This is a genomic window from Candidatus Sulfurimonas marisnigri, from assembly GCF_015265475.1.
In the GTDB taxonomy this organism is placed as follows: Bacteria; Campylobacterota; Campylobacteria; order Campylobacterales; family Sulfurimonadaceae; genus Sulfurimonas; species Sulfurimonas marisnigri.
This window is the reverse complement of record NZ_CP054493.1, coordinates 1,082,048-1,106,154: the sequence shown is the minus strand read 5'-3', so window position 1 is coordinate 1,106,154 and position 24,107 is coordinate 1,082,048. Positions and strand designations below refer to the sequence as shown.

At 33.8% G+C, this 24,107-nt stretch carries 15 protein-coding genes and 1 pseudogene; 10 read left to right on the top strand and 6 right to left on the bottom strand.

The window, feature by feature from the left end; all coding sequences use genetic code 11:
• Window positions 1-205: 205 nt before the first annotated feature.
• On the bottom strand, window positions 206-1,345 hold the full coding sequence (locus tag HUE87_RS05575) for a Fic family protein (protein WP_194367732.1): 1,140 nt from the start codon (window positions 1,343-1,345) through the stop codon (window positions 206-208).
• 283 nt (window positions 1,346-1,628) lie between these two features.
• On the opposite strand from HUE87_RS05575, the gene HUE87_RS05570 reads away from it, so the two are divergent.
• Window positions 1,629-2,852 (top strand): hypothetical protein, encoded by a 1,224-nt coding sequence (locus HUE87_RS05570; protein ID WP_194367731.1) that lies wholly within the window; start codon window positions 1,629-1,631, stop codon window positions 2,850-2,852.
• Here HUE87_RS05570 and HUE87_RS05565 read toward each other — a convergent pair.
• Complete coding sequence (locus HUE87_RS05565; RefSeq protein ID WP_194367730.1) at window positions 2,835-3,215, bottom strand: YbgC/FadM family acyl-CoA thioesterase; 381 nt, start codon at window positions 3,213-3,215, stop codon at window positions 2,835-2,837. The two genes, HUE87_RS05570 and HUE87_RS05565, sit on opposite strands and share 18 nt — an antisense overlap.
• Before the next feature lie 194 nt (window positions 3,216-3,409).
• Window positions 3,410-4,566, bottom strand: a protein-coding gene (locus HUE87_RS05560) for an IS3 family transposase (protein WP_430732976.1) whose coding sequence is annotated in 2 segments (ribosomal slippage) — window positions 3,410-4,323 and window positions 4,323-4,566 — 1,158 coding nt in all. Because the reading frame shifts where the segments join, the coding sequence is not laid out codon by codon here.
• A 92-nt stretch (window positions 4,567-4,658) separates the two neighbouring features.
• On the opposite strand from HUE87_RS05560, the pseudogene HUE87_RS12920 reads away from it, so the two are divergent.
• Window positions 4,659-4,847 (top strand): annotated as a pseudogene (locus HUE87_RS12920) (IS30 family transposase); the annotation flags it as partial.
• A 122-nt stretch (window positions 4,848-4,969) separates the two neighbouring features.
• The gene (locus HUE87_RS05555) at window positions 4,970-5,323 is read left to right on the top strand and encodes a 4Fe-4S dicluster domain-containing protein (RefSeq protein WP_194367729.1); all 354 of its coding nucleotides are present in this window, start codon (window positions 4,970-4,972) and stop codon (window positions 5,321-5,323) included.
• A 579-nt stretch (window positions 5,324-5,902) separates the two neighbouring features.
• On the opposite strand, the gene HUE87_RS05550 is transcribed toward HUE87_RS05555, so the two are convergent.
• The gene (locus HUE87_RS05550; protein ID WP_194367728.1) at window positions 5,903-6,268 is read right to left on the bottom strand and encodes a rhodanese-like domain-containing protein; all 366 of its coding nucleotides are present in this window, start codon (window positions 6,266-6,268) and stop codon (window positions 5,903-5,905) included.
• 264 nt (window positions 6,269-6,532) lie between these two features.
• On the opposite strand from HUE87_RS05550, the gene HUE87_RS05545 reads away from it, so the two are divergent.
• The 6 genes from HUE87_RS05545 (at window position 6,533) to HUE87_RS05520 (ending at window position 14,194) form a co-directional block, all read left to right on the top strand.
• Complete coding sequence (locus tag HUE87_RS05545; protein ID WP_194367727.1) at window positions 6,533-8,266, top strand: protein adenylyltransferase SelO; 1,734 nt, start codon at window positions 6,533-6,535, stop codon at window positions 8,264-8,266.
• A complete protein-coding gene (locus HUE87_RS12915) occupies window positions 8,266-8,358 on the top strand; it encodes an SEC-C metal-binding domain-containing protein (protein ID WP_194367726.1) in 93 nt (30 codons plus the stop codon). Before HUE87_RS05545 ends, HUE87_RS12915 begins: the two co-directional genes overlap by 1 nt.
• Before the next feature lie 366 nt (window positions 8,359-8,724).
• Entirely contained in the window at window positions 8,725-10,035 is a 1,311-nt protein-coding gene (locus HUE87_RS05535) for a TolC family protein (RefSeq protein WP_194367725.1), read from the top strand.
• 1 nt (window position 10,036) lies between these two features.
• Complete coding sequence (locus tag HUE87_RS05530) at window positions 10,037-12,205, top strand: type I secretion system permease/ATPase (RefSeq protein ID WP_194367896.1); 2,169 nt, start codon at window positions 10,037-10,039, stop codon at window positions 12,203-12,205.
• A complete protein-coding gene (locus HUE87_RS05525) occupies window positions 12,195-13,577 on the top strand; it encodes an HlyD family type I secretion periplasmic adaptor subunit (RefSeq protein WP_194367724.1) in 1,383 nt (460 codons plus the stop codon). The genes HUE87_RS05530 and HUE87_RS05525 overlap by 11 nt, the downstream gene beginning before the upstream one ends.
• Window positions 13,578-13,582: 5 nt before the next feature.
• Complete coding sequence (locus tag HUE87_RS05520; protein ID WP_194367723.1) at window positions 13,583-14,194, top strand: response regulator transcription factor; 612 nt, start codon at window positions 13,583-13,585, stop codon at window positions 14,192-14,194.
• Between the two features lie 74 nt (window positions 14,195-14,268).
• Here the strand turns inward: HUE87_RS05520 and HUE87_RS05515 are convergent, their stop codons facing one another.
• Complete coding sequence (locus tag HUE87_RS05515) at window positions 14,269-22,287, bottom strand: VCBS domain-containing protein (RefSeq protein ID WP_194367722.1); 8,019 nt, start codon at window positions 22,285-22,287, stop codon at window positions 14,269-14,271.
• A gap of 181 nt (window positions 22,288-22,468) precedes the next feature.
• On the opposite strand from HUE87_RS05515, the gene HUE87_RS05510 reads away from it, so the two are divergent.
• Window positions 22,469-22,858, top strand: coding sequence for a hypothetical protein (locus HUE87_RS05510; RefSeq protein ID WP_229855242.1), 390 nt, complete (start codon window positions 22,469-22,471; stop codon window positions 22,856-22,858).
• Here the strand turns inward: HUE87_RS05510 and HUE87_RS05505 are convergent.
• Window positions 22,847-24,094 (bottom strand): hypothetical protein, encoded by a 1,248-nt coding sequence (locus HUE87_RS05505; protein ID WP_194367721.1) that lies wholly within the window; start codon window positions 24,092-24,094, stop codon window positions 22,847-22,849. The two genes, HUE87_RS05510 and HUE87_RS05505, sit on opposite strands and share 12 nt — an antisense overlap.
• Window positions 24,095-24,107 lie beyond the last annotated feature (13 nt).

Genomic DNA, 24,107 nt, shown 5'->3' with positions numbered 1-24,107 from the left:
TTCTAACTTATTGTTAGCAACATCATCATTCTTTGGCTTATAATGTCTCAACTCCTCTCGTTGCTTGTTTTTTGAAGTAGTTGAGTATACTCTTTCTATGGTCTAAACAGTACATCATGTTCATCCAAAAAAATATGTTTCTTTTTAAATTTTTTTATAAGCCATCCTCTCTTTTTCACTCATAGTTTACTGATATCTTTTATTCCTAAACCAGGACTCTATACCTTACATTTCTCCCTTGTGTTCCTTGAACTTGCTTGATGCACCCAAACTCTAAAAGCTCATTAATATCCCTTACCGCTGTAGCCTTACTGACTTTAGTAAGTGATATATATTTTTTTGTATTGATACCACCTTCAAAGTTTTCTGCACCCTTATCAAGTATTTTATTTAAAACCTTTATCTGCCTTTCATTTAGAGATTGCTTCCTATGAATATCCCAAAACTTTGTTTTTTCTACAAGATATTCAATATTTTTCAATGCGTCTATCATTGCACTTTTTAAAGTATTCAAATGCCAGTCTAACCATAAAGTTATGTCAAAATTTCTATTTTTAAAGAGGTTTGTTGTCTTATCTAATACATCATAATAAGCTTTTCTATCACTATTAATAGCTGTTGAAACAGAATAGAGTTTAAACTCTGTATGAAGTGTCTGTTTAGATAAAATGGAATCAGTAATTGCTCTTGATATCCTTCCATTTCCATCATCATAAGGGTGGATAGATACAAACCAAAGATGAGCTATTGCAGACTTAATATAAATGTTTTCATCACTACTGTTACAGTATTCTAAAAAGTTTTCAATATCTTCATCCATGCTTGATAATGGTACAGCTTTGTAATGTACTTTTTCATGTCCTATTGCACCAGAGACTACTTCCATATCATCATGAGTTCTAAATTTGGCAATATTAATTCGATCTAACCTACTATATCTATTTTCAAAGAGGCAGTTATGCCAACCGTGAAGCCTATCAAGCGTTAGAGGGTCTTTATTTAAACTACAGTCTAAAAGTATCTCTACAAGAGAATCTGTTGCAGCTGTTGAGTATTTATCACTTCTTCCATCAAAGTCTTTATCCAGTTTTTTCCTAAATGAGGAGCGTACACTTTCCCTTTTGAATACTTCACCCTCTATTAAGGATGTATTTATTGCTTCATCTGTTAAGGTATCTATTTCTATATTTCTAATGTCTTCTTGATTAAAAAGTTTAGACATACCATCGAGGATACCCCTTTGATAATCGATTTCGCTGATAAGTATTGAAAGTTTTGTTTTATCATACTTGAAATGAGGATAATCTCTATGTTGCCATATCCACTTTATAATTTCACTATCCATACTTTGCCTTTTGAATCGAATATCTAATCTAATAGTATCATTTTCTGAGTCTATTATAACTTATAATCGTATCATTTAAGCGATATTTTCATTTACTTAAATAATATTTTAATACTCTCATTCGTTTATACTTTTATTTAAATTCAATCCGATATAATAAGCATACTAAATAAATCCCTACTCTAAACTAAATAATTATAAAAAAGTAGGGATTAAATATACTTCAAAAGCACTAATTATAGGCATTTATCGTATATTTACAAAAAACTATAAAGAGTTGTATATGAAAAAGCTATGCCTTATTTTACTATTTCCATTTTTATTATATGCACAAAGCTTTCTTATATCTAATATTCAACTTCCAAAAATAGATGTTCAAAATTTAGATCCTTATTCATGCAACGAAGAGTGTTTACAAAAGTATCTTGATAATGGTTTTATTTTTTCATTTTTAGCTCATGCAAATTTGCCATTAGAGAACAATAAACAAGAGGATATAAGAAGAAAATATATATCACTATTTAATCTAAAAGCAAAAATACTAAGCCGTAAACTTCGCATTGCTCTCTTATTACCATATAAAAAAATAGGAAGATACGCTTCATCAACCACAAATGCTTCATTTGCTTATCTTATGGCCAAAAATCGCCCTTTTGAGTTAAAAAGCTACAAAATAGAGAATGAAACTCATAAAGATATTTCTGATGCACTAATAAAAATTAAAGAAGATGAGTTTGACTATGTTATTGCTCCACTAACTCAAATAGGTGAAAATATTATTTCAAAAATCAATCCTGAATTAAATATATACTTTCCAACAATAAACAAAAAAGACACAACTACAACATCAAAATACCTTTACTATGGTGGCATTGATTATCGTGCACAAAGCAATTTACTTATTAAAGAAGCGATATCTCCATTGGTAATTTTCCATGATAAATCAATTATTGGTAAAAGGCTATCTGACTATCAAGAAGAACAGTTTAGGAGTGAGAATATAAATTCTGATGAAAATCTAACTGTTGTAAAATTTTCAATTCCTAAGCAAATAACGAACTTAGAAAAACAGTTAAAAGAAAATATAGAAATAAACCAAGGATCAGTTTTTGTAAATACTCCTATTATTAAAAGCGGAATGATTATGTCTCAACTGACACTCTATGATACAAACAGCACAAATGTATTGTCAACTCAAACAAATTATAATCCGCTACTGCTCTCTATGACTCAATATCAAGATAGAAAAAATATGATAATAGCAAACTCTATAACTCAAAATAAAGATGTACTTATAGAAACAAACTTACTTTTAGGAAATGACATAGTATATGATTGGATAAACTACACAACTACAGTTGGAGTTGACTACTTTTTTAACCAGTTAAATGGTGAAGAGAGAGAATATGAGATTGAAGTAGTTGATAATCAGATGATTTACCCTATCAAACTACTACAGCCATCTATATATAGATTTATACACTATGAATCAACTACTGAAGAGTGACAATAGAAGCTCTTTCACATCTGTAGTGATTTTTTGAGGTTTCCCTTCAAACGTTATATATGCTAAAGTAATCGACAATTCAAATATCTTTTTTTCATCCTTATAAATTGTTTGCAAAAGTTTAAATGAAGCTGCTTTCATAACTGAAAGCTGTGTTGTTACTTTTAACTCATCACCTAATTTAGCACTTAAAAGATACTCAGCTTCAACTCTTCTAGCTACAAAATGACCATTTTCAAGAACCGGTGTAGAACCTATATTAAAAAATGCATCACTCCTAGCGCGCTCACAAAAATTTAAATAATTTGAATGGTAAACTACCCCGCCTGTATCTGTGTCTTCGTAATAAACCCGTACTTTCACTCTAAACCCCTCTATACCCGTTACTATCAGTACTTTTTTAATTTACCGGACACAAAACCGGACACTAAAATGTTTAAAACTGAAAGCGATTTTGAAAATATATTTTTTAGTATTGTACAGAAAAACAACACTAACTATTATTAGAATAATGGAATGTCCCCTATAAACTAGACAATTACTAAACTAGTAAAAACCTAACTTTTTAAAGACTTTTGATTATACCTTTTTTCAAACTCATTCGGTGAAATATAATCTAAATAACTATGTCTTCTTTTTGAGTTGTAGAACATTTCTATATATTCAAATATTTTAGAAGCTGCAATTTCTCTCGTTAAAAATATCTGTTTTCTAACAAGCTCCTTTTTTAGAGTCTTAAAAAAGCTCTCGGCAACTGCATTGTCATAACAGTTTCCTCTTCGACTCATACTCAGAGTAATATTATGTGAAGTTGCAAACTTTTTATAGTCGTAAGAAGCATATTGACTCCCTTGATCTGAGTGAAGTATGACCTTGTCATCCTTACTTAGTCTTGTTGTGGCCATTTTTAATGCTTCAACAATTAACGGTGTAGTTTGGCGATGGCCAGTTGCCCAGCCAATAATTTTTCTACTATATAAATCAATAACAGTGGCTAAAAATATCCATCCTTCTTTAGTTCTAATGTAAGTTATATCACTCACCCATGTGTCATTTGGCTTCCCTGAAATGAAACACTGATGAAGATGGTTTGGATAAGCTTTGTGAGCTGGACCAGCCTTACTATATGGCTTACGTTTATAAGTGCCTACCCCATACAGTTTAGCTTCACTCATGAGTCTAGCTACTCGCTTTTTATTTACATGAATACCTAACTCTTTGAGGTCTTTATGAATATTCCTGTGACCATAAACACCATTTGATGCTTTGAATGCATCTTTAATCTGTATTAGCAATTCTTTATTTTCAAGTTCTCTATCTGAGATCGGCTGATTTAGCCACTGATAATATCCGCTACGGTGTACTTGCATAACTTTGCAAAGTCTATGAACTGAATAAACTTCACTATATACTTTTATAAAAGCATATTTTAGTTTGTGTGGCTTGCAAAGTACACCGCGGCCTTTTTTAGTATGTCCCTCTCTTCTGTAACTCTTTTGAGCTCTTTTTGGAGTTTCTTTATCTCTATTTGAGATTCATCTAATATTTGATGCTTTTGTATTGCTTGGGGAGATTCTAATCTTTTTATCCAGTTTCTTAGTGAGTCAGGATGAACTCCTAGTCTATCAGCAGTATCTGTAATGCTATACCCATTTTTTGTAACTTGCTTCACCGCTTCTATTCTGAACTCTTCACTATAAACTACTCTTGCCATTTTTTAATCCTATTAAATCTCATAATACATTCGTATTATTTTATCTAAATTACTGAATTAAATATTGTCTAGTTTATAGGGGACATTCCAGTTTAAACGAACACACTAATAGTTTGATTAGAGAATATTTTCCAAAAAAGACTGAGTTTAAAAATATCACAGATGAGCAAATTGTTGAAGTTCAGAATAGGTTAAATGCTAGACCAAGAAAGGTACTAAATTACAAAATTCCAGCAGAAGTGTTTTTCGATACAATTACGAAATCTTATGCAGCAGTTTAACTAGGTGTTGCACTTACTATTTGAATTGGCGATATAATTAGCAGTTATTTTCAGAAGCTTAATAATGCTTTAAAATGTTATAGGTATCATAGCTATTAAATTTAACTAAAAAAGGATATAAAATGTCAGTTCGTATTACAGATTTATGTATAGAGTGTGATGCTTGTTTAGCAGAGTGTCCAACAGGATCTATTGTTGAATCAGATGACAACCCAACAGGAGAGGATATGTACTATGTTAATCCAGCAACCTGTACTGAATGTATTGGAGACCATGATACTCCAGCATGTCAAGCTGCATGTCCAACAGATGGCTGTATTGTATGGGATCTTCCATATGATGAAGCAAATAAGTCTCATTTTGAAGATAACGACGTTTATGTATTGGGAGATGATGCAGCTAACAACCAAGTCTCACGCCCTGAAATATCAATGGAGGATAGAAAATCCGGAGATGTTGAGTGTGTTATAGAATAAAAATATATCTACAATAGGGAGAGTTGTTTCTCTCCTCAGTATAGTTAGCTTTTAAGAATACAAAACGGCACCAAAAATGGTCACTAAACTTCACTTAATTTCCTAATATACAGGAAAATTATTCAAAAGCAAGCCTTTATTTCCTACAATTTCCGGAAGTTATAGACCCGTATCTTCATGTTAAACCCCTTTGCACAGGGTATTTAAGAGCCCTCTAAAATAAACCATTACCAAAAACATCCACAAATTATTTGAAACTTAAAGCTGATATTTAGTTATATTTTTTGTATTGTACTGTATTTAATGGTAAGGTCAAACATCTGTTAAGAGCTTTTTAATTTTTTTATTTTCTATCTGTACATCAGTATTATGTATTAATATATCTTCAAGTCTTAAATTCTATTTCTTTAAATATTCTCCTATCTTTCCCAGGAACTCTTCGAACACTAGTAATTTTTCTTCTACTAGATAATTATCATTATTTTCTTCTTTTGTATTTGTAAGTAGCCACTCATACTTCGTAATTTGCACTTATAGATAAATCATCTAATTGGAATCCACCCTAACACTAAAATATAGTCATCTAATAGTTTTATAACCTTTATCGATCCAACCCCAGTTAATACCGCCATCTAATTCATAAACATTTGTATACTTAAGTTGTAAAGCAAGTAATTCACCAACTGCTTTTGTTCTTCTTGCATGAGCACAGACTAAGATAAAAGGTTGTTCTTTATCTGTGACAATCTGCGTGAATACCTCTAAAAAACCATCAATATCATATGCACCTTTCTCATCAAAAAATGTGATCTTATGACTTCCCTCAATAACTCCATAGCATTCCCACTCATCAGCTCTTCTGATGTCAATTATTTCATATCCTTGTTCCACTTTCTCATTAAAATCATCTGCAGATAGAGATATAAAAGGTCCAAAATCTAACATAAATATCCTTTATTAATTGTTTAATTACTAAACGGATTTTATGTGACTAATACAAAATATTTCTACTCTTTGTTAATATAATATATAAACTAAAGAGTATCATAAGAATAAACTCTGTGCAAATAATTGGAATGTCCCCTATAAACTAGACTGAAATTCCATCAAATTTTAGAATGTTAAAAACAACTATATAATTTAAGCAATTTATTTATTATAAAGGTAGTTGAGATATAAGATGTTATGTTTCTAAAATAAGGAAGATATATGCAAGAAGTTAAACAAACCTGTCAGACTATAAATACACTCAATGATCTAGCACAGTTAACAAACTACTCCCTAATGGACACACTCAACTCTGATCCAGATGCTAAAGAAAACGGTATAGACCACTTGCCCCGACAAGTATTAAGCGGGCATTATGTCCCAGTAAACCCTACACCAATCAAAGCTCCCGTTTACATTGCGCATAGCAAGAACTTTTTTGACGAGCTTGGCTTTTGTGATAGTTTGGCAACATCAGAAGATTTTATTCGACTGTTTTCCGGTGATACTTCTCAATTACCCAAGCCATTACGAAAGATAGGTTGGGCAACAGGATATGCACTTTCTATCTACGGCAGAGAATACTACGAACAGTGTCCTTTTAAAACGGGAAATGGATACGGTGATGGTCGAGCCATATCTATACTTGAAGCTGTAATAAATGGCAAGCGCTGGGAAATGCAGCTTAAAGGCGGTGGTAGAACACCTTACTGTCGTGGAGCTGACGGTCGTGCAGTACTCCGTTCAAGTATTAGAGAGTTTTTGGCACAGGAACATATGCATGCCCTTGGAGTTCCAACATCACGCTCTTTGAGTTTATACGCATCACAAACAGAAAAAGTCAAACGACCATGGTTTCTAAACGGTTCATATTCCAAGGATCCTGAAGTTATGATAGAAGAAGCTGTTGCTATTACAACACGGGTTGCACCCTCTTTTCTTCGGGTAGGTCAACTTGAACTTTTCGGTCGTCGTGCCCGCAAAAACGAGCATCCAAAAGCGATGGAAGAGCTCGAGATGATTGTGTTACACTTAATTGATCGTGAATATAGTGATGTCATTGATACAAATTTAACTACCGAAGGAAAAGTGGTGTTACTAGCTCGTGAATTTCGCTCTCGACTCACCTCACTTGTAGCAAACTGGATTCGTGTAGGCTACACTCAAGGGAACTTTAATGGCGACAACTGTGCAGCAGGCGGCTTTACACTCGATTACGGTCCGTTTGGATTTATAGATATGTTTGACCCTAAATATCAGCCGTGGACGGGTGGCGGAGTTCACTTTTCATTTCTTAATCAACCTCAAGCTGCCGAGCGTAACTTTCAAATGTTTTGCAAAGCACTGCAACCTTTACTGCAGTCACATGAGAACGAAACCCAGCAACTCCATGAGATAAGAGATGGCTTCTCCAAGGTCATACAAGCCAAAATGATACAGATGTGGGCTTCTAAGCTAGGTCTACAAACCTTTAATGCAACTCTATTCAATGAACTTGTAAAGCTAATGATAGAAACTTCTGTCGATTACACTATCTTTTTTCGCGAACTCTCTAGCGTACCTGATGATATCTCTGTGCTCACTAAAAGCTTTTACGATGATTCCATATATGATGATAAGATTTTAAAAAGCTGGTCTGAGTGGCTAGATAAATGGAAATCACTCATCAAAGACACAAACCCTATAGATATCAACGCCACTAGCCCAAAATCTTGCGAAAGGCTTTCTAAAGAGATGAAACAAGTCAACCCAAAATATACGCTACGAGAGTGGTTTCTTGTTCCTGCCTACAAAGAGGCTCAAAAAGGAGACTATACACTTATAAAAGAGTTACAAGAAGTCATGACAAACCCATATACTGAGCAATCTTGTGAGATAGAAGAGAAATACTATAGAAAAAAGCCTTCTGAATTCTTTGAAATTGCTGGCATATCTCATATTAGCTGCTCGTCATAATGAAAACGCAAATGCGGAGTTTCGATAGACAAAGTATTTGTTTATGTGGCAGTGGAAGAAAACTAAGAAATTGTCACCCTTTTATACTTTAAGGTATTTATAAGATGATAAAGAAATATATAGATGTCATTTTCAAAAGACTAAAACATCCCCAAAAACGGTCACTAAATCTCACTGAATTCACTAAAAAATAGGAAATTTCTAAAAATAAAAGTCTTTATTTCCTACAGTTTCCGGAAGTTACAGGAAAATATGGGTAATCGCAATAGACTCTTATTTGCACTTTATCAACCTTTTAAATTCTTTTTTGTATGTAATAATTCACATTAGACAAACATAAACAATGATAATAATAAAATATATATATTCAAATACATTAAAAAATAACAAATAATATTAAGATTAGCTTAACGTTTCTAATAGTATACTTACCCAATATTATAATAAAAGGAAACAGAATGAAACGATTAACATTACTCTCTATTGTCCTAACGCCTGCACTTGTAAGTGCTATGTCAGTCACAGAAGTTGTACAAAAAACAATTGAAACACATCCTCAGATGCAGATGAAGAAAGAGGATCACTTCACGCAAAAAGAGTTGCTTACACGTGTAAAAGCTGATTATTTGCCGACAATTGACTTGTCGTACTCAGTTGGTCCTGAGGTAACAAGAACAATAGCAAATGCAAGGGAGAGTGAGAGTTTAGTTAGACAAGATGCTTCTGCTACACTATCTCAAAACTTGTTTATGGGTTTTGACACAAAGTATGGTGTTAAACAACAAAAAGCACTTATTTTATCCGCTAATGATTCAGTTAAAGAGAGTGCAAATGATTTAGCATTAGAAGCTGTTACTTACTATATTGATGTACTTAGAAATTATGAGTTATATAAAATTTCTAAAGAGAATGTAGAAGTACACAAAAAATACCTTTCGCAAATAAAGCAAAAAGTAGATGCAGGAGTTGGACGTAATTCTGATTATAAACAGACATTATCACGTTATGAGAGTGCTTTGAGTGTTCAGTATTTGTCAGAACAAAATTATGTTAACTCTATTTCAAGCTTTCAGCGTATATTACCAGGCGAAGTATCTGCTACAGATTTAGAAAAGCCAATGATAGGTGCAATACCTGCAGATACTTTAGACGCTTTAGTTGATATTGCTATGAAAAACAATCCTACAATCCATGTTTCACAAGATGATATTAAGGTGGCAAGTTCTGCTCTAAAACGTTCAGAAGCACCTTATTACCCAAGAGCAGATATTAGATTGCAAAGTTATTGGAATGCAAACGTGCATGGTGTTTCTACTGACCTAAGCAATCCAAACCCAAGTCTACACGAAAATGACTCTGGTTATAACGCTTTATTAGTTCTAAACTATAATATCTTCAACGGTTTGGCAGATCAAGCTAACAAACAAGCAAATCAACACAGATTACTTAATAAAAACAGTACTCTTGCGGATGCAAAGCGATACATAAAAGCTAACACTCAAATCGCCTTACAAACATTTAACTCAACAAAGGTACAATTAGTTCATATAGACAATAATATAAAATCAACTGTAGAAACAGTAGCTGATTATATTAAAGAGAATGAGCTTGGACGAAGAAGTATTATTGACCTTTTGAATATTGAAGTTGAACGCAACAACGCTAGAAATCGTAAAGCTACAGCAGAGTTTGACCGTCTACTCTCTTACTATCAAATTTTATCATACACCGGTAAAATACTGGAAGAAATGAATGTAGTGGTTGAATAACATGCCCAAAGACCCTATATTAGAATGCTTGGTGATTTTCACCAAGCTCTATAATCGTCCTTTTAGTGCTGATGCACTTGTTGCCGACCTTCCAATACCACCGGGAAGGGTAACACCTAAACTGTTTTCATTGGAAACAAAAGGTTCAAAATCTGCTTTTCATCGTGCTGCACAGCGTGCAGGATTTAGCTCTAAGTTAGTAAATTACTCATTTAAAGATATATCCCCACTACTTCTACCTGTTATCTTAATATTAAAAGGTGATAAGGAAAATGAAAAGGCGTGTATTTTAACTGAAATTAGCCCAGATAGAAAATATGCAAGAATTATTTTGCCAGAAGTTGGTGAAGGAGAGAATTGGGTAGAATCAAATATTCTAGAAGCTGAGTATATAAATTTTGCATTTTTACTAAAACCTTCACATAACTATAAAGATGCTCATAAACGTTTGTTGAAACATGAAGAACATCACTGGTTTTGGGGTACTCTAGCATATTCAAGAGGTGTTTATATGGATGTTATTGTAGCATCCTTCTTAATAAACCTTTTTGTTATGGCAAGTCCGATTTTCACTCTAAATGTATACGATCGAGTTGTTCCAAATAATGCTATAGATACTATGTGGGTATTTGCTACTGGTATTGTTGTAATATATATATTCGATATTATTTTAAAATTTTTACGCTCCTATTTTCTTGAAAATGCAGCAAAGAAAAGTGATGTCATTATGTCATCAATGATTTATGAACATGTATTAAATTTAAAAATAGCTTCTAAACCTCGTTCTGTTGGATCTTTTGCCAGTAACTTAAAAGACTTTGATTCTATAAGAGGTTTTTTTACTGCATCTTCAATTGCTACTATGATAGATTTACCATTTACAATTATCTTTTTATTTATTATATATATAATAGGGGATTGGTTAGTTGCTATTCCTATGATTAGTGGTTTGATTATTATAATCTACAGTGCTATTCTTGAAAAACCAATGAGACACAGCGTTCAAAGTACATATGAAGCATCTGCACGAAAAAACTCTGTCTTAATTGAATCATTATCAGCATTAGAAACTATTAAAGCACTAGGAATAAGTGGTCACTATCAATGGAAATGGGAAGAAGCAACTGGTGATGTTGCACAAAAAGGTCTAAGCTCTAAAATTTTATCAAATTCTATTTCAACATTTGTAAATTTTGTAGTCCAGATAAATACAGTAGCACTTGTTATCGGTGGTGTTTATGCTATAGGTGAAAAATCTTTAAGCATGGGTGGACTTATAGCCGTAGTTATGCTTGGTTCAAGAATGCTAGCACCCTTAGGTCAAGTAGCATCCTTAATCGCAAACTTTCAACAAACAAAAACAGCGTATGATGCTATAAACGCAATAATGAAACTATCTGTTGAAAGAGAAGATGCTAAAAAGTTTGTTGAGCGCCCTTCTTTTAGTGGAAAGATTGAGTTTCAACATGTGAATTTTACATATCCAGATACTGATAAAAAAGTCTTAGATGACATTAGTTTTGTAATTAACCCTGGAGAGTCTGTCGGTATAATAGGTACCAATGGTTCAGGAAAAACAACTCTTGAAAAGCTAATTCTAGGACTTTATGAACCAACAGACGGTTCAATATTAATTGATGGAATTGATATAAAACAGATTGACCCTGCCGATTTGAGACGAAGTATATCCTATGTGCCACAAGATGTCATATTGTTTCAAGGGACATTAAAAGATAATATTATTTTACGCTCTCCGGATGCTAGTGATGAAGATATTTTATATGTTTCAAAACTTAGTGGGGTAAGTGACTTTGCTGACATTCATCCAATGGGTTATGATATGCCAGTTGGTGAGAGAGGTGACGGTTTATCAGGGGGTCAAAAACAATCTATTTGTGTAGCAAGAGCCTTTATACACCCTGCACCAATTGTGTTACTTGATGAGCCAACAAATTCAATGGATAGCGCCCATGAATTAAATTTCATCAGAACAATAAATGTACATCAAAAAAATCGTACAATGATTTTAATATCACATAAAAACAACTTATTGGCGCTTACACAAAGATTAATCTTAATGGACAAAGGAAGAATTGTTTTAGATGGCATACGCAATGAAGTTATTGAACAGTTGCATAAACCAAAAAAAGGGGTAAAACATGAGTCTTAAAGATAAATTTGTTGATTACTCCTATAGAAAAAAAGATATCAAAAAACTTCGCGTAAAAGACGAGGAAGATTTAGAATATATGAATTCTGTTAGCTCAGCTATGTTAATGAATACCACTTTAAGCACTAGGCTCATGTTGTGGATAGGTGCATTTGTAATATTATGGCTAATATATTGGGCTTATAATGCTGAGATTGATGCTCTAACTCGAGGGCAAGGTAAAATTATTCCATTTCACCAATTACAGGTAATACAAAATCTTGAAGGTGGTATTGTTAGTGAAATTCTTGTTGCAGAGGGTGAAGAAGTAAAAAAAGGAGATATTCTTGTAAAAATAGATGATACAAGTTTTGTCAGTAATTATATAGAGAGCCAACTTCGTTACAATGAACTACAAGCGAAGACTATTAGACTTTTAGCAGAGTCATCTGGGCGTCCATTTAGAGCTACTAAACAAATAAGAAAAAACTCACCAAATCTTATTAAACATGAAGAGTCTTTGTATCGTACAAACCTAGAACAGCTAAATAATAATATAATCATATATAACCGCCGCTTACTACAAAAACGAAATGAGCTAAAAGAGGCACAAGCTAAATTAGTTCAATTAACAAATAACTATTCACTAATTAGAAGAGAACTCGAACTAAATAAGCCTTTAGTTGACAAAGGCATTGTATCTGAAGTTGAATATTTACAACTTCAAAGACAAGCTAGCACAATTGGTGGTGAAATGAAGGCAATAAACCTCTCTATACCACGCCTTATCTCTGTTCTTGAAGAGCAAAAGGATAATATAAAAGAGGTTGAATTAAAGTTTCGCAACGCTGCCAAAGAGGCATTTAATGAAGCAAAAGCAGAAATGTCAAGAATTGAAAGAGCTAATATTGCTAGAGAAGATAAAGTACAGCGCACATTTGTCCGTTCTCCAGTAAATGGAACAATTAAACAATTATTAGTAAACACTGTAGGTGGTGTTGTAAGACCAGGTATGAACATTATTGAAATTGTACCAACCCAAGACAATTTATTGGTTGAGGCTAAAATAAGACCTGCAGATATTGCCTTTTTATATCCAGGGCAACGTGCAATTGTAAAATTTTCTGCCTACGATTTTGCTATATATGGTTCACTAGAGGGTACTTTAACACATATCAGTGCTGATACAATCATTGATGAAATAGACAAGCAAAGTTATTATCTTGTACGTATTAGGACTGATAAAAACTTCCTAGGCAATGAAGATAAAAAACTTAATGTTATTGTCGGTATGACAGCAGATGTAGATATTATCACCGGAAAGAAAACTGTATTAGACTATATTTTAAAACCGTTATTGCGCGCCAGAGAAAATGTATTGAGTGAGAGGTAGGTTGTATGAAAAAAATAATACTATTTACAAATATGTCTTCAATTAGAAAACATTGGGAGAAAGCTCTCGTAAATTCATATCAATTATTAAATATAGAAGATTTTTATGAATTAACAGATTATTTAGATAAAAATAGTGACTCTTCAATTGTCATGTTAGATGAGATGAGTGTTTCCAATATTCAAGATGCATTATTAAAACTAAAATCTTACAAGTTTGCAAATATTCTACTCTTTAATGCTGTACCTGAAGTACATCATGCTTCAACTTTATTGGGAAATGGTATTAAAGGGTATGAAAATTCATACATAGATAAAGATAATTTACTCAAAATGATAAGTAGTGTAGAGAGTGGTAATAATTGGCTTTTTTCTAATTTGACACGTTATATTATTAATAAATATGTCCAAAGTCATAATAAAAATGAACCTTCTTTCTTTTCGCTCTTAACAGAAAGAGAAAGAGACATTACACTAATGATTGCTGATGGGTTATCAAATAAAGAGATTGCACAAAAACAAAAGATCGCCCTCTCAACCGTTAAAGGTCATATTAGTCACATTTTTGAAAAAGCCGGAGTAACCGACAGAGTCTCCCTCGCCTTAAAATTTAAGTAATCATTCTAAAATAAAGAAAATTAAATAGTAGTTAACATGCAACAAATATTGTTACATGTTAACATATTTGTACATTATGGCATATCTATTGGAGGATCAATCTCAATTAACAATGTTGATGTTCCATCGCCGTACTGAGCATAGTCTACGCCACCAATATTAGTATCTCCTTGAGGTGTTAATGAGCTTGTATCTACATTGACCTGATCTGCTGCGTTATTATCTAATGCAGTGATAACTAGTGTATTATCATCCCCTGTTGCTGTAAATACATCATTAGCATTAATAGCATCAAGAGCACCACTTCCAACTAGCGTAGCATCTTCACCTAACTGAATTACATCTATATTTGTAACATTTGTTAAATCGAGTAAGCCATTATCATCAATTACTAGAACATTTTCAATATCAGAATATGCTTCACCTTCTTCTAAAGTACCTAGTCTTATATTGATAGTAGCAGTTGCTGTATCAATTCCACCATTACCATCAGATATAGTATAATTAAATGTGGCATACTCGTTAACAGGGTCTGTAAATTCTACTCCTGAATTTGGAGTTATTAGAACATCTCCATCCACAAGAGTCACCGTGCCAATAGCTGCACCTCCTCCAACTGGAATCAACAGACTATCAACAAAAATTATATCTAAATCATCGTTTTCAGCATCAGTGTCGTTTGCTAATAATGTCTCCTCTTCTATTATGAAAGGATTAATTGTTTCATATTCATAATAACCAACAACAGAATCAACTGTAAAATCCGTTATTCCATTAATAGTATCAAGTGCATAGATTCTAACCCCAGTAAATGTTAAACCCTCATCAATTGTAAGTACTTGGTTATTTGGAGCTACATTGGAAGCATCTACAAATTTAATAAAATCATCTCCATTATAAAGTGCAATTGCCACATTATCATGATTATCAATATTATGTAGAACTATTGTAGCTTCACTTACTATATGATTAAAATTAAAAATAATTCCTTCATTCCATAAGCCTTTGCTATCAATAAAATTTTCTTTATCAGCATCAGCAACAGACCACCAAAAAATTCTTACCTCATTTTGATCATCAACTGCATATGTGCCATTACCACGTACTACAACTTCAGCATTTTCATTCGTCCAATATGGGAATAAAGAGTTGAATGTCATTGCTGTAATATCACCATCCTCGTAACTAGGTATACTAGTCATGTCAACATGATCAGCTACTTTAGTAATAGTCTCAGAAACCGCAACCGGTCCATCTTCTGCACCTTCTATTGTAATTGTAACTAACTGCGGATTACTATGAGTAGTATCATCTTGAGAATAAACATTAAACACTTCAGTAATTGTTTCTCCAGCATGCAGTGCTTGAATCTCTGAGCCATGATTTGCATTATCTAGTGAATACGTCCATCTGCCATTTGTATCAATCGTAAAGGTACCATATGATTCAGAATTGTCTGAAGAAGAATCAAAATCAAATCCAGTTTGATAATGTGCTTCACCTACATCTTCATCTGTAATTAATAACTGCCCGTCGATTGTCAATACAGAATCTTCATTAATTCCGCCAGCGACATCTCCAGAGAGAACTGCTGCATCATTTGTGCCTGTTATGGTAAGAGTTACTGTTTTAACATCACTGTGAGAAGCTTCATTTACTCCATCTCCTGTTGTTGAAAAACCTTCCCAGTCAGATGCTTTATAATCAAAACTAACTGTAACTGTCTCACCTGCTGCTAAACCGTTAAACATCGTGCTTGTAACAGTATAGTCTCCAGTAGTATTCCATCCATTTGAACTTGCACCTGATAAGGCAACAACTACATGAGAAGCCAATATTCCAGCTGAGTTGCCTGAAACTTCTACATCTCCTACTAATTGATAGTGAGGGTTAGTATTAGCAGTATCTTCATCTGCTGAAGTTAATGTTCCTTCATATCTTGCTTCTTCATAGATACCTACATTAGCTAAAGATGTCTCAGCTATACCAATATGTACATCTTGAACAACTGGTTGATCGTTTGTTCCAGTTACCGTAAGTGTCACGACTTGAGCATTTGATTCTGGATTCTCACCGAGTGAAGTTCCATCTGTAACTTTAACTTCAAAGTTAATTGTTGCTGTCTCACCCGCGGCAAGATTATTAAATGATGGATTAAAAACTCTATACTCTCCTGCAGAATCTAGTCTGATTTGAGCATTACCCATAATCGCTCCATTAGCGTCCAGAACATTTACAAACATTGGAGGTCCGCTAAACTGTCCAAACTCTACATATGTATGTGTATCATTTAGATCTTCATCAGATACCAACTCTGTAACAGGAGGTAAAGTACCAATAATATAAGAGTTTTCTGGATAAGCTTGGTCTTGAGTAAATGGAAGACCTTGTAAATCAGTCTCCATCATTTCCACAGCGCTAATAGCTCCAAGTACCGGACTATCATTAGTTCCGTTAATCACGATAGTTACTGTTTTTGCTTCTGATACTGCTGCCTCATCAGGATCAGTTCCTCTATCACTAGCACCACTATCATCTCTTACTCGAATATCAAAAGTGATTGTTACACTATCACCATCTCCAAGCTTGTCAAAACTTGAACTAATCACATCGTAGTTACCATCTGCATCAAGACTTACGCGGATAGGGGTTGTTATAAGGTCCACATCTGTCCCTGGGTCGTCATGAGTCTCTGTAAATTCAACAATTCTGTCAGCAAATGCCACGTAAGAGTAGCCATCATTGTCATCATCATCACTTACATGTATACCATCTACTCTATCCTCACCATTCAAATACTCTTCGATTGATCCACTTAAGTGTGCATTTTCATACGTAACACCTTCAAGGTCTATAAACGCATCAAGATCAGCTACTGGAAGATTTGAATTAGCAGATAAAGTGTAAGTACCACCAACTCTATCAACAGCACCAAATACTTCTCCTGGAAGCATTACACCATCAGTTACAACATTAGAGATAACAAATTGTGCATTATAGGCAGTATTACCATCATCAAGTCTGTCATTTACAACTACAAATGTAATTGTATGTTCACCTGAACTAAGAGGGTCTGTTTCATATGTTCCAGAAGTCAGGCTTCTTTGTGTGTCAACGGTTCCAACAATAACACCATCTACCATAACTGAAACAGCATCTAGGAACATATCAGCAGATATGAAATTCCAGTCAAATGACACTGTATCACCATCAGCAGTATCAAAAACAAGTTTTAGTGCTGATCCTTCTTTTGGATCTGATGCTACATCTGTCAAATCAACAGGTGCAACTTCTCCATAATAAGTAACTGAATCTAAGTTAGTCTCAAGTACATCCCTAGTCTCAATATGATCAATAATAGGCTGATCATTTGTACCAGTTACAGTAAAAGTTACTGTTTTTGGTTCTGAGAGTGATGGTTCGTTATTTACATCCCCATTCTCATTTACACCACTATCATCTTGTGCATAATATTTAAAAGTAATTGTTGCTGTTTCATCTACTCCAAGAGCATTGAAGTCTCCAAATACTTTGAAATCTGTTGAATTTGGAGTAGCATCAGTAGGATCATTATCAAATAATACGATTCCTTTAACATCAATATGTCCAACATTAATATCAGTTGATTCGACAACCATTTTAACGTAACCATCAACAACACGGTCACTAGCGTCAGCATATTCAGAAACAACTTGAAATTTAACATCTTGAGTATCAGCCCCTTGTCTAGGAACACCATAAAACTCTCTTGCTGTAATATCCGCTAAGATAAAGGTATGCCCATCGTTAACATCATCATCTGCTGTGGCTAATGTTCCATCAATATAGCTATATGTATCATTTTGTGTATCATCACTATTGTTAAAATAAGTCGTATTATCGCGTGTTTCATAAATGGTACCTTGAGTATCATTTAAATTAACATTCTCTATAACCGGTTGATCATTAGTACCAGTCACAGTAATAGTTACTGTTTTTGGTTCTGATAGGTTTGGCTCTTCACTTCCGCTTGAGCTGTCAGTTGCATTGTATGTAAATGTTACAGTTGCTGTCTCACCTGCGGCTAATGCATTGAAGTTACCAACTAGTTTAAAGTCTGTACTGCTATCGGCACCATCATTGTTATATAGTCTAATATATGAAAGATCAATCTCTGAAGCATCAATATCTGTTGATTCAATCATAACTGATACTGGAAAATCTAATTCGCCATCTTGAAGGTCAATATCCCATACAGGATACTCTACATGTGTATTATAACCTTCAGCTTGGGTGTCTAGTGTTGATGTAAAGTTGCCCCCGTTTGTATTAATAATATCAAACATATGAGTATCATTAATATCATCATCACTCGCGACCAGGGTACCTCTTAAGGCATTGCTGTATTCGTCATTTAGACCAATACCACCATCCCAATCTGGATTATACCCTTCTCCATTATAGTTGTCTGCAGGATTTGTGTCGTGAGTTTCGTAGATTATTTCATCTATACCAAGAACAACATTCTCCACAACCGGTTGATCATTAGTACCAGTCACAGTAATAGTTACTGTTTTTGGTTCTGATAGGTTTGGCTCTTCACTTCCGCTTGAGCTGTCAGTTGCATTGTATGTAAATGTTACAGTTGCTGTCTCACCTGCGGCTAATGCATTGAAGTTACCAACTAGTTTAAAGTCTGTACTGCTATCGGCACCATCATTGTTATATAGTCTAATATATGAAAGATCAATCTCTGAAGCATCAATATCTGTTGATTCAATCATAACTGATACTGGAAAATCTAATTCGCCATCTTGAAGGTCAATATCCCATACAGGATACTCTACATGTGTATTATAACCTTCAGCTTGGGTGTCTAGTGTTGATGTAAAGTTGCCCCCGTTTGTATTAATAATATCAAACATATGAGTATCATTAATATCATCATCACTCGCGACCAGGGTACCTCTTAAGGCATTGCTGTATTCGTCATTTAGACCAATACCACCATCCCAATCTGGATTATACCCTTCTCCATTATAGTTGTCTGCAGGATTTGTGTCGTGAGTTTCGTAGATTATTTCATCTATACCAAGAACAACATTACTTACAATCGGTTGATCATTTGATCCAGTAATTGTGAGTGTAACAGTTGCTGGTTCAGAACGTTCCGGCTCATTGAACTCATCTCCTAGTCCAACACCACTATCATCTATAGCTACATAATCAAAAGTAACTACAGCATTCTCATTTGCGCTTAAGTAATTAAAGTCTCCTCTTATTTCGTACTCCCAGTTTCCTAATTCTTCATTGAAATAGATTGTTGCTAATGCATCAGAAATAGTCTCTCCATTAATTGCTATCGTTCCTGTAACTACTTCAAAAGTATGAGTATCAGTAACATCATCATCTTGTACTGCTAAAGTACCAACGAATGTTGTATATACATCCTCTTGTGTGTCGTCTAATCCTATAATATCAGTAGTGTCGTGAGATTCATAAAAGAGAGAATTATTCGTATTAGAATCATGTATAGATATACCGTAATCTGCAGTAAATATTATGGTTATCTCACCTGCACTGTTATTACCATTATTTATTCCGTTCACAGCTTCTGAAATGTTTAGAGGAAAGTCACCCACCGCAGCAATATATTCTCCAGGCTGAAGTGTTACACTAAGAAATGAATTATAACCAGGTCCAGAATCATCATTGTGTGTTATATAATCATCCTCAGTCAAATCACCATCATTAGAAAATACGTAAAGATAAGGATCAACAAAACTACTTCCAGTTGAGTTTGCTGCGATTGAAACTGTTGTTGTTTCATAAACAGTAAAATATGTATATGCAACTGTCCCCTCACCATTTTCGACTATATCATGGACATCAGTAAGTTCTTCCCCAACAACGATAGTATTTGCATTTATGTCTGTAACTACCGGTTGATCATTCGTACCCAAAATTGTAACTGTAACTAATTTTGGTTCTGAAACTGATGCTTCGCCTACACCATCACTATTGTCTATGGCTACATAAGAGAATGTAACTGTAGCACTCTCCCCTACTGCAAGTGCATTAAAGTCACCAACTATCTCGAATGTACCATTGTCTATATCTGTCATCTCTACTGTAGCGGTAATCCCAAGTGGGACACCTGAATCATCAGTTACAGTAGTTGGGATGTGAGGATCATGAGCACCTTGAGTACCCCCTCCTCCATAAAAATTTCCTTCATTGGCATCTGGGTCTACAATATGAAAAGTGTGTGTATCATTAACGTCATCATCTGTTACCGACAACTGATTTACAAACACATTTACATTCATGCCGTCTAAAGCTTCATTTACTGCTTCAACGGCTACTTCTGATACTATCGGCTGGTCATTAGTCCCTGTAATTGTCAATGTGACAGTTGCCGGTTCTGAGCGTTCAGGTTCATTAAACTCATCTCCGAGTCCAACACCACTGTCATCTATAGCAACATAGTCAAATGTTACTACAGCATTCTCATTTGCGCTTAAATAATTAAAGTCTCCTTCAATTTTGTATTCCCAGTTTCCTGATTCATCATTAAAGTAAATTATTGCTAATGCATCTGGTTGAATAACTCCATCTATAGATACAGTTCCTGTAACTACTTCAAAAGTATGAGTATCAGTAACATCAACATCCGATACACTTAATACACCCGTAAAGATATTATGTACTTCATCTTGAGTATCATCTACACCAGATATATCTATATTATCATGTGTCTCATATAGTGTATTATCCATACTCTCAACATAACCAACGCTATCAGTGCTTACTATTGTTCCACCTGATATATATGAAATCAGAAGACTAGAATCAGCCTGTTCATCATCATCATTCATAACTCCAAATGTAATCTCATGTTGACCAGCATTTTCAAATGTATATGTAAACACACCACTATTTGTGTTACCATCAAAATAAGTATCTGCTAATAGTTCTATAGATTGACCATCAATTACAACAAAAGAAAAATCTCTATAGCCCTCATCATCTTCATAATTACTATCATATCCTTCTGCATCATTAAAAGTCCAGTTAAATGTTACAGTTTCACCTGCATCCACATTCATTGTAAACTTCATAGCCGCACCATCAGTCGGGTCATATTCATCACCAACTGGGTTTGGAATATCACTTAGTTCTACAGAACCTTCTCCGACATAAAATAGAGTATTTATGGCTTCTACTGATGCACCATCTATATCGTAATACCCACCAGCTTCTCCTGAGTCATTATCACTTTGAATTGTAGAAGCTCCAATTAACCATGTTTCTTCTCCATTCGCATATATATTTGTTATTTCAGGCTGATCATTTGTACCAGTTACTGTAATAGTTACCGTAGCTAATTCACTTTCATAACCTTCCGGAGTATTAGTCTCTACAGTTTTATATGTAAAAGTAACATCTCTAGTTTCACCGACTCCTAAATCTTGAAAATCACCTGCAACATTATAAATGTAACTTCCATCAGGGTTTAATATAATGGTTCCCTCTGTAGGTCCATCAACTAAAACAAAAGTAAAAGCATTTCCATCAGCGTCTGCACCAACTAGTTGTCCTGTAACATTAGTTAAGTCATCCTCTGTAGCAACATTAGCAGCATCCAAAGCAGTTGGGGCGAAGTCATTTAAATCATCTGAGAACTCTGCTCCAGAACCAATTCCATCCGCACCCAAAACTTCAGAATTTGAACCTCTTGTAAAACCTTGCACACTAGAGTCGGCAACAACATCAATTGGAATAAATGCAGAGCTTGGATCAATTCCTTCTTCTCCGGCTGCTGTTTCTAATAAATCCATAAGGTTCTCATCACTAGCAATACTATCCATAGCATCAATGCCGGCTATAACTGAGCCATCAGCTAAGACTCTAAATATACCATCATAAGCAGTTGCTTCTGGAAGTGCTGCATACTTAATCTGAAATAGTGCCGTAGGATCACCACTAACTATCTGCTCACCTTCATACATTAAACCGTCATACGTAGTGTTGCGAATCACACCATCAACACCAACAATTTTTACATTACCAAGCGATACTTGTATTTGTCCTATAACTTTACCAGTAGACATCTCACACCTCCATAAAATATAATTATTTTTAGATGTTATCATAAGTTAATTTATATGTATATAGTACTTTAGTATTAAAATATTTTCTTATATTATTTTATATTATTGTTTTAATTAAAGAGTATGATTATGCTCTCTGAATTTTTACTATATTATGCAAAAATTATTGTAGAATTTCAAGATGATAAATGATTTAGTTTTAAACTACATACTTCTTTTTGTTTTTCTTGAAGTTTATGAAATAAGCTGGCAAAAAGCACCTAGCATTATGGGTATGATAATCCGCATGCATAAATATTACTCTAAAAGTGTCTTTATATTTTTAATAATGCAGCCAACATTTATATTTGCGATATGTTTTGCAATACTAAGCAATTACAACACTTTTGCAATGATTTTACTTTTTATTAAGAGTGCAGATATAGCTACTAAAATAATTCTTATAGAGCAGGTATATATAAAAAGGGAACTATCTCATGAAATGAGCTTGATATTGCTAGCACCAATAAATAATTTTTTACCATATATTGGACTTTTTATATACCCAGTCTTAATAATATTATCTATCTAGGTCAGAATAACTTTTTTTAACTTGAGCCTGTTTAGCTAAAAACTGAACACTTTTTGATATATCTTCATTTGCAATATTGTAGTGCTTGTGTAATTTTTCCAGGGAGTTGTCTATCTTTACTGTAAGTTCCAATGTCAAAGATTCCATCTGTTCTTTCACACTATTCATCTCGTTAAGTTGAGCTACCTTAAGATCATTTACAATTACGCTTAATTGTGATTGTGATTTTACATACTCAGCCTTTACAATCTCTATATCACTCACAAGCTCTTTTATACTGCCATAGAGATCATGTAAAGAACTATTTTGTCCCTCTAATACACTCATCTTTTTTGATGATAAAATCATCTGCTTCATGATCATCTCACTCTGCTCTTTAATGCCACTAAGCTTACTTTCACCCTCATATAAAGATGTAGCAACACCTTCGGTATGTGATTTAAGTGATAAAATTTGCTTTTCGAACGGTTTCGTTACATGTGAGAGTTGTTCAATCGTTTGATTTGTAATATTATTTGCTATTGTTTGCGAAATATTACCAATACTCTCTAAGTTATACTTCATTTCTTCGATATCTTTTGTCATATCATATCTACTATCTACAGCTTTTTCAAGGGTGTTTTTAACTTTATTAAAGTGGTCTTGCTCAGCAATTCTAAGTATATCTATATGTTTATGTACTACATCGTCCAAAGATGGTAGTTGAACTTCTGTAAAATTTTCAAATGCTATTGAAACATCCTTGTGCCACTCATCCATCTCTAAAAATTTATCTAAAAACTTACCTTGATTTATTTGTATCGCATCTAGTGCTTTTATATCTTGCTTAAATTTTTCTCTTATTTCTTGTTGAGACTCTCTATCTTCATTTTTATTTAAAATCATTTTCTTTTCTAATTCAGAAGCAAACTCTTTTAGCTGTGTTATCTGTTCTATCAAAGCTTTTGTAAATTCAAATTGGGTTTTTTCAAGCTGAGATTGCTTTGTCTGGTGAAATACATTCATAACAATATAAAGTAACATAGATATTAATAAAGGGAAAAGACTCTCTCTTAATACCAGAAGCGTATCAATAACTTCAGGATGTATTATAAAATGAACGAGACTGCTAATAGCTCCTATCCCTATCATAAGTGGTGCATAATCTATTTTATTTGGCTGCTTTAGTATATAAATCTGTCTAAAAAAAAGTACTGCCATAAACGCAAGAGCAACTATTAAATCAGCATCAAGCACATTAATTCCTTGT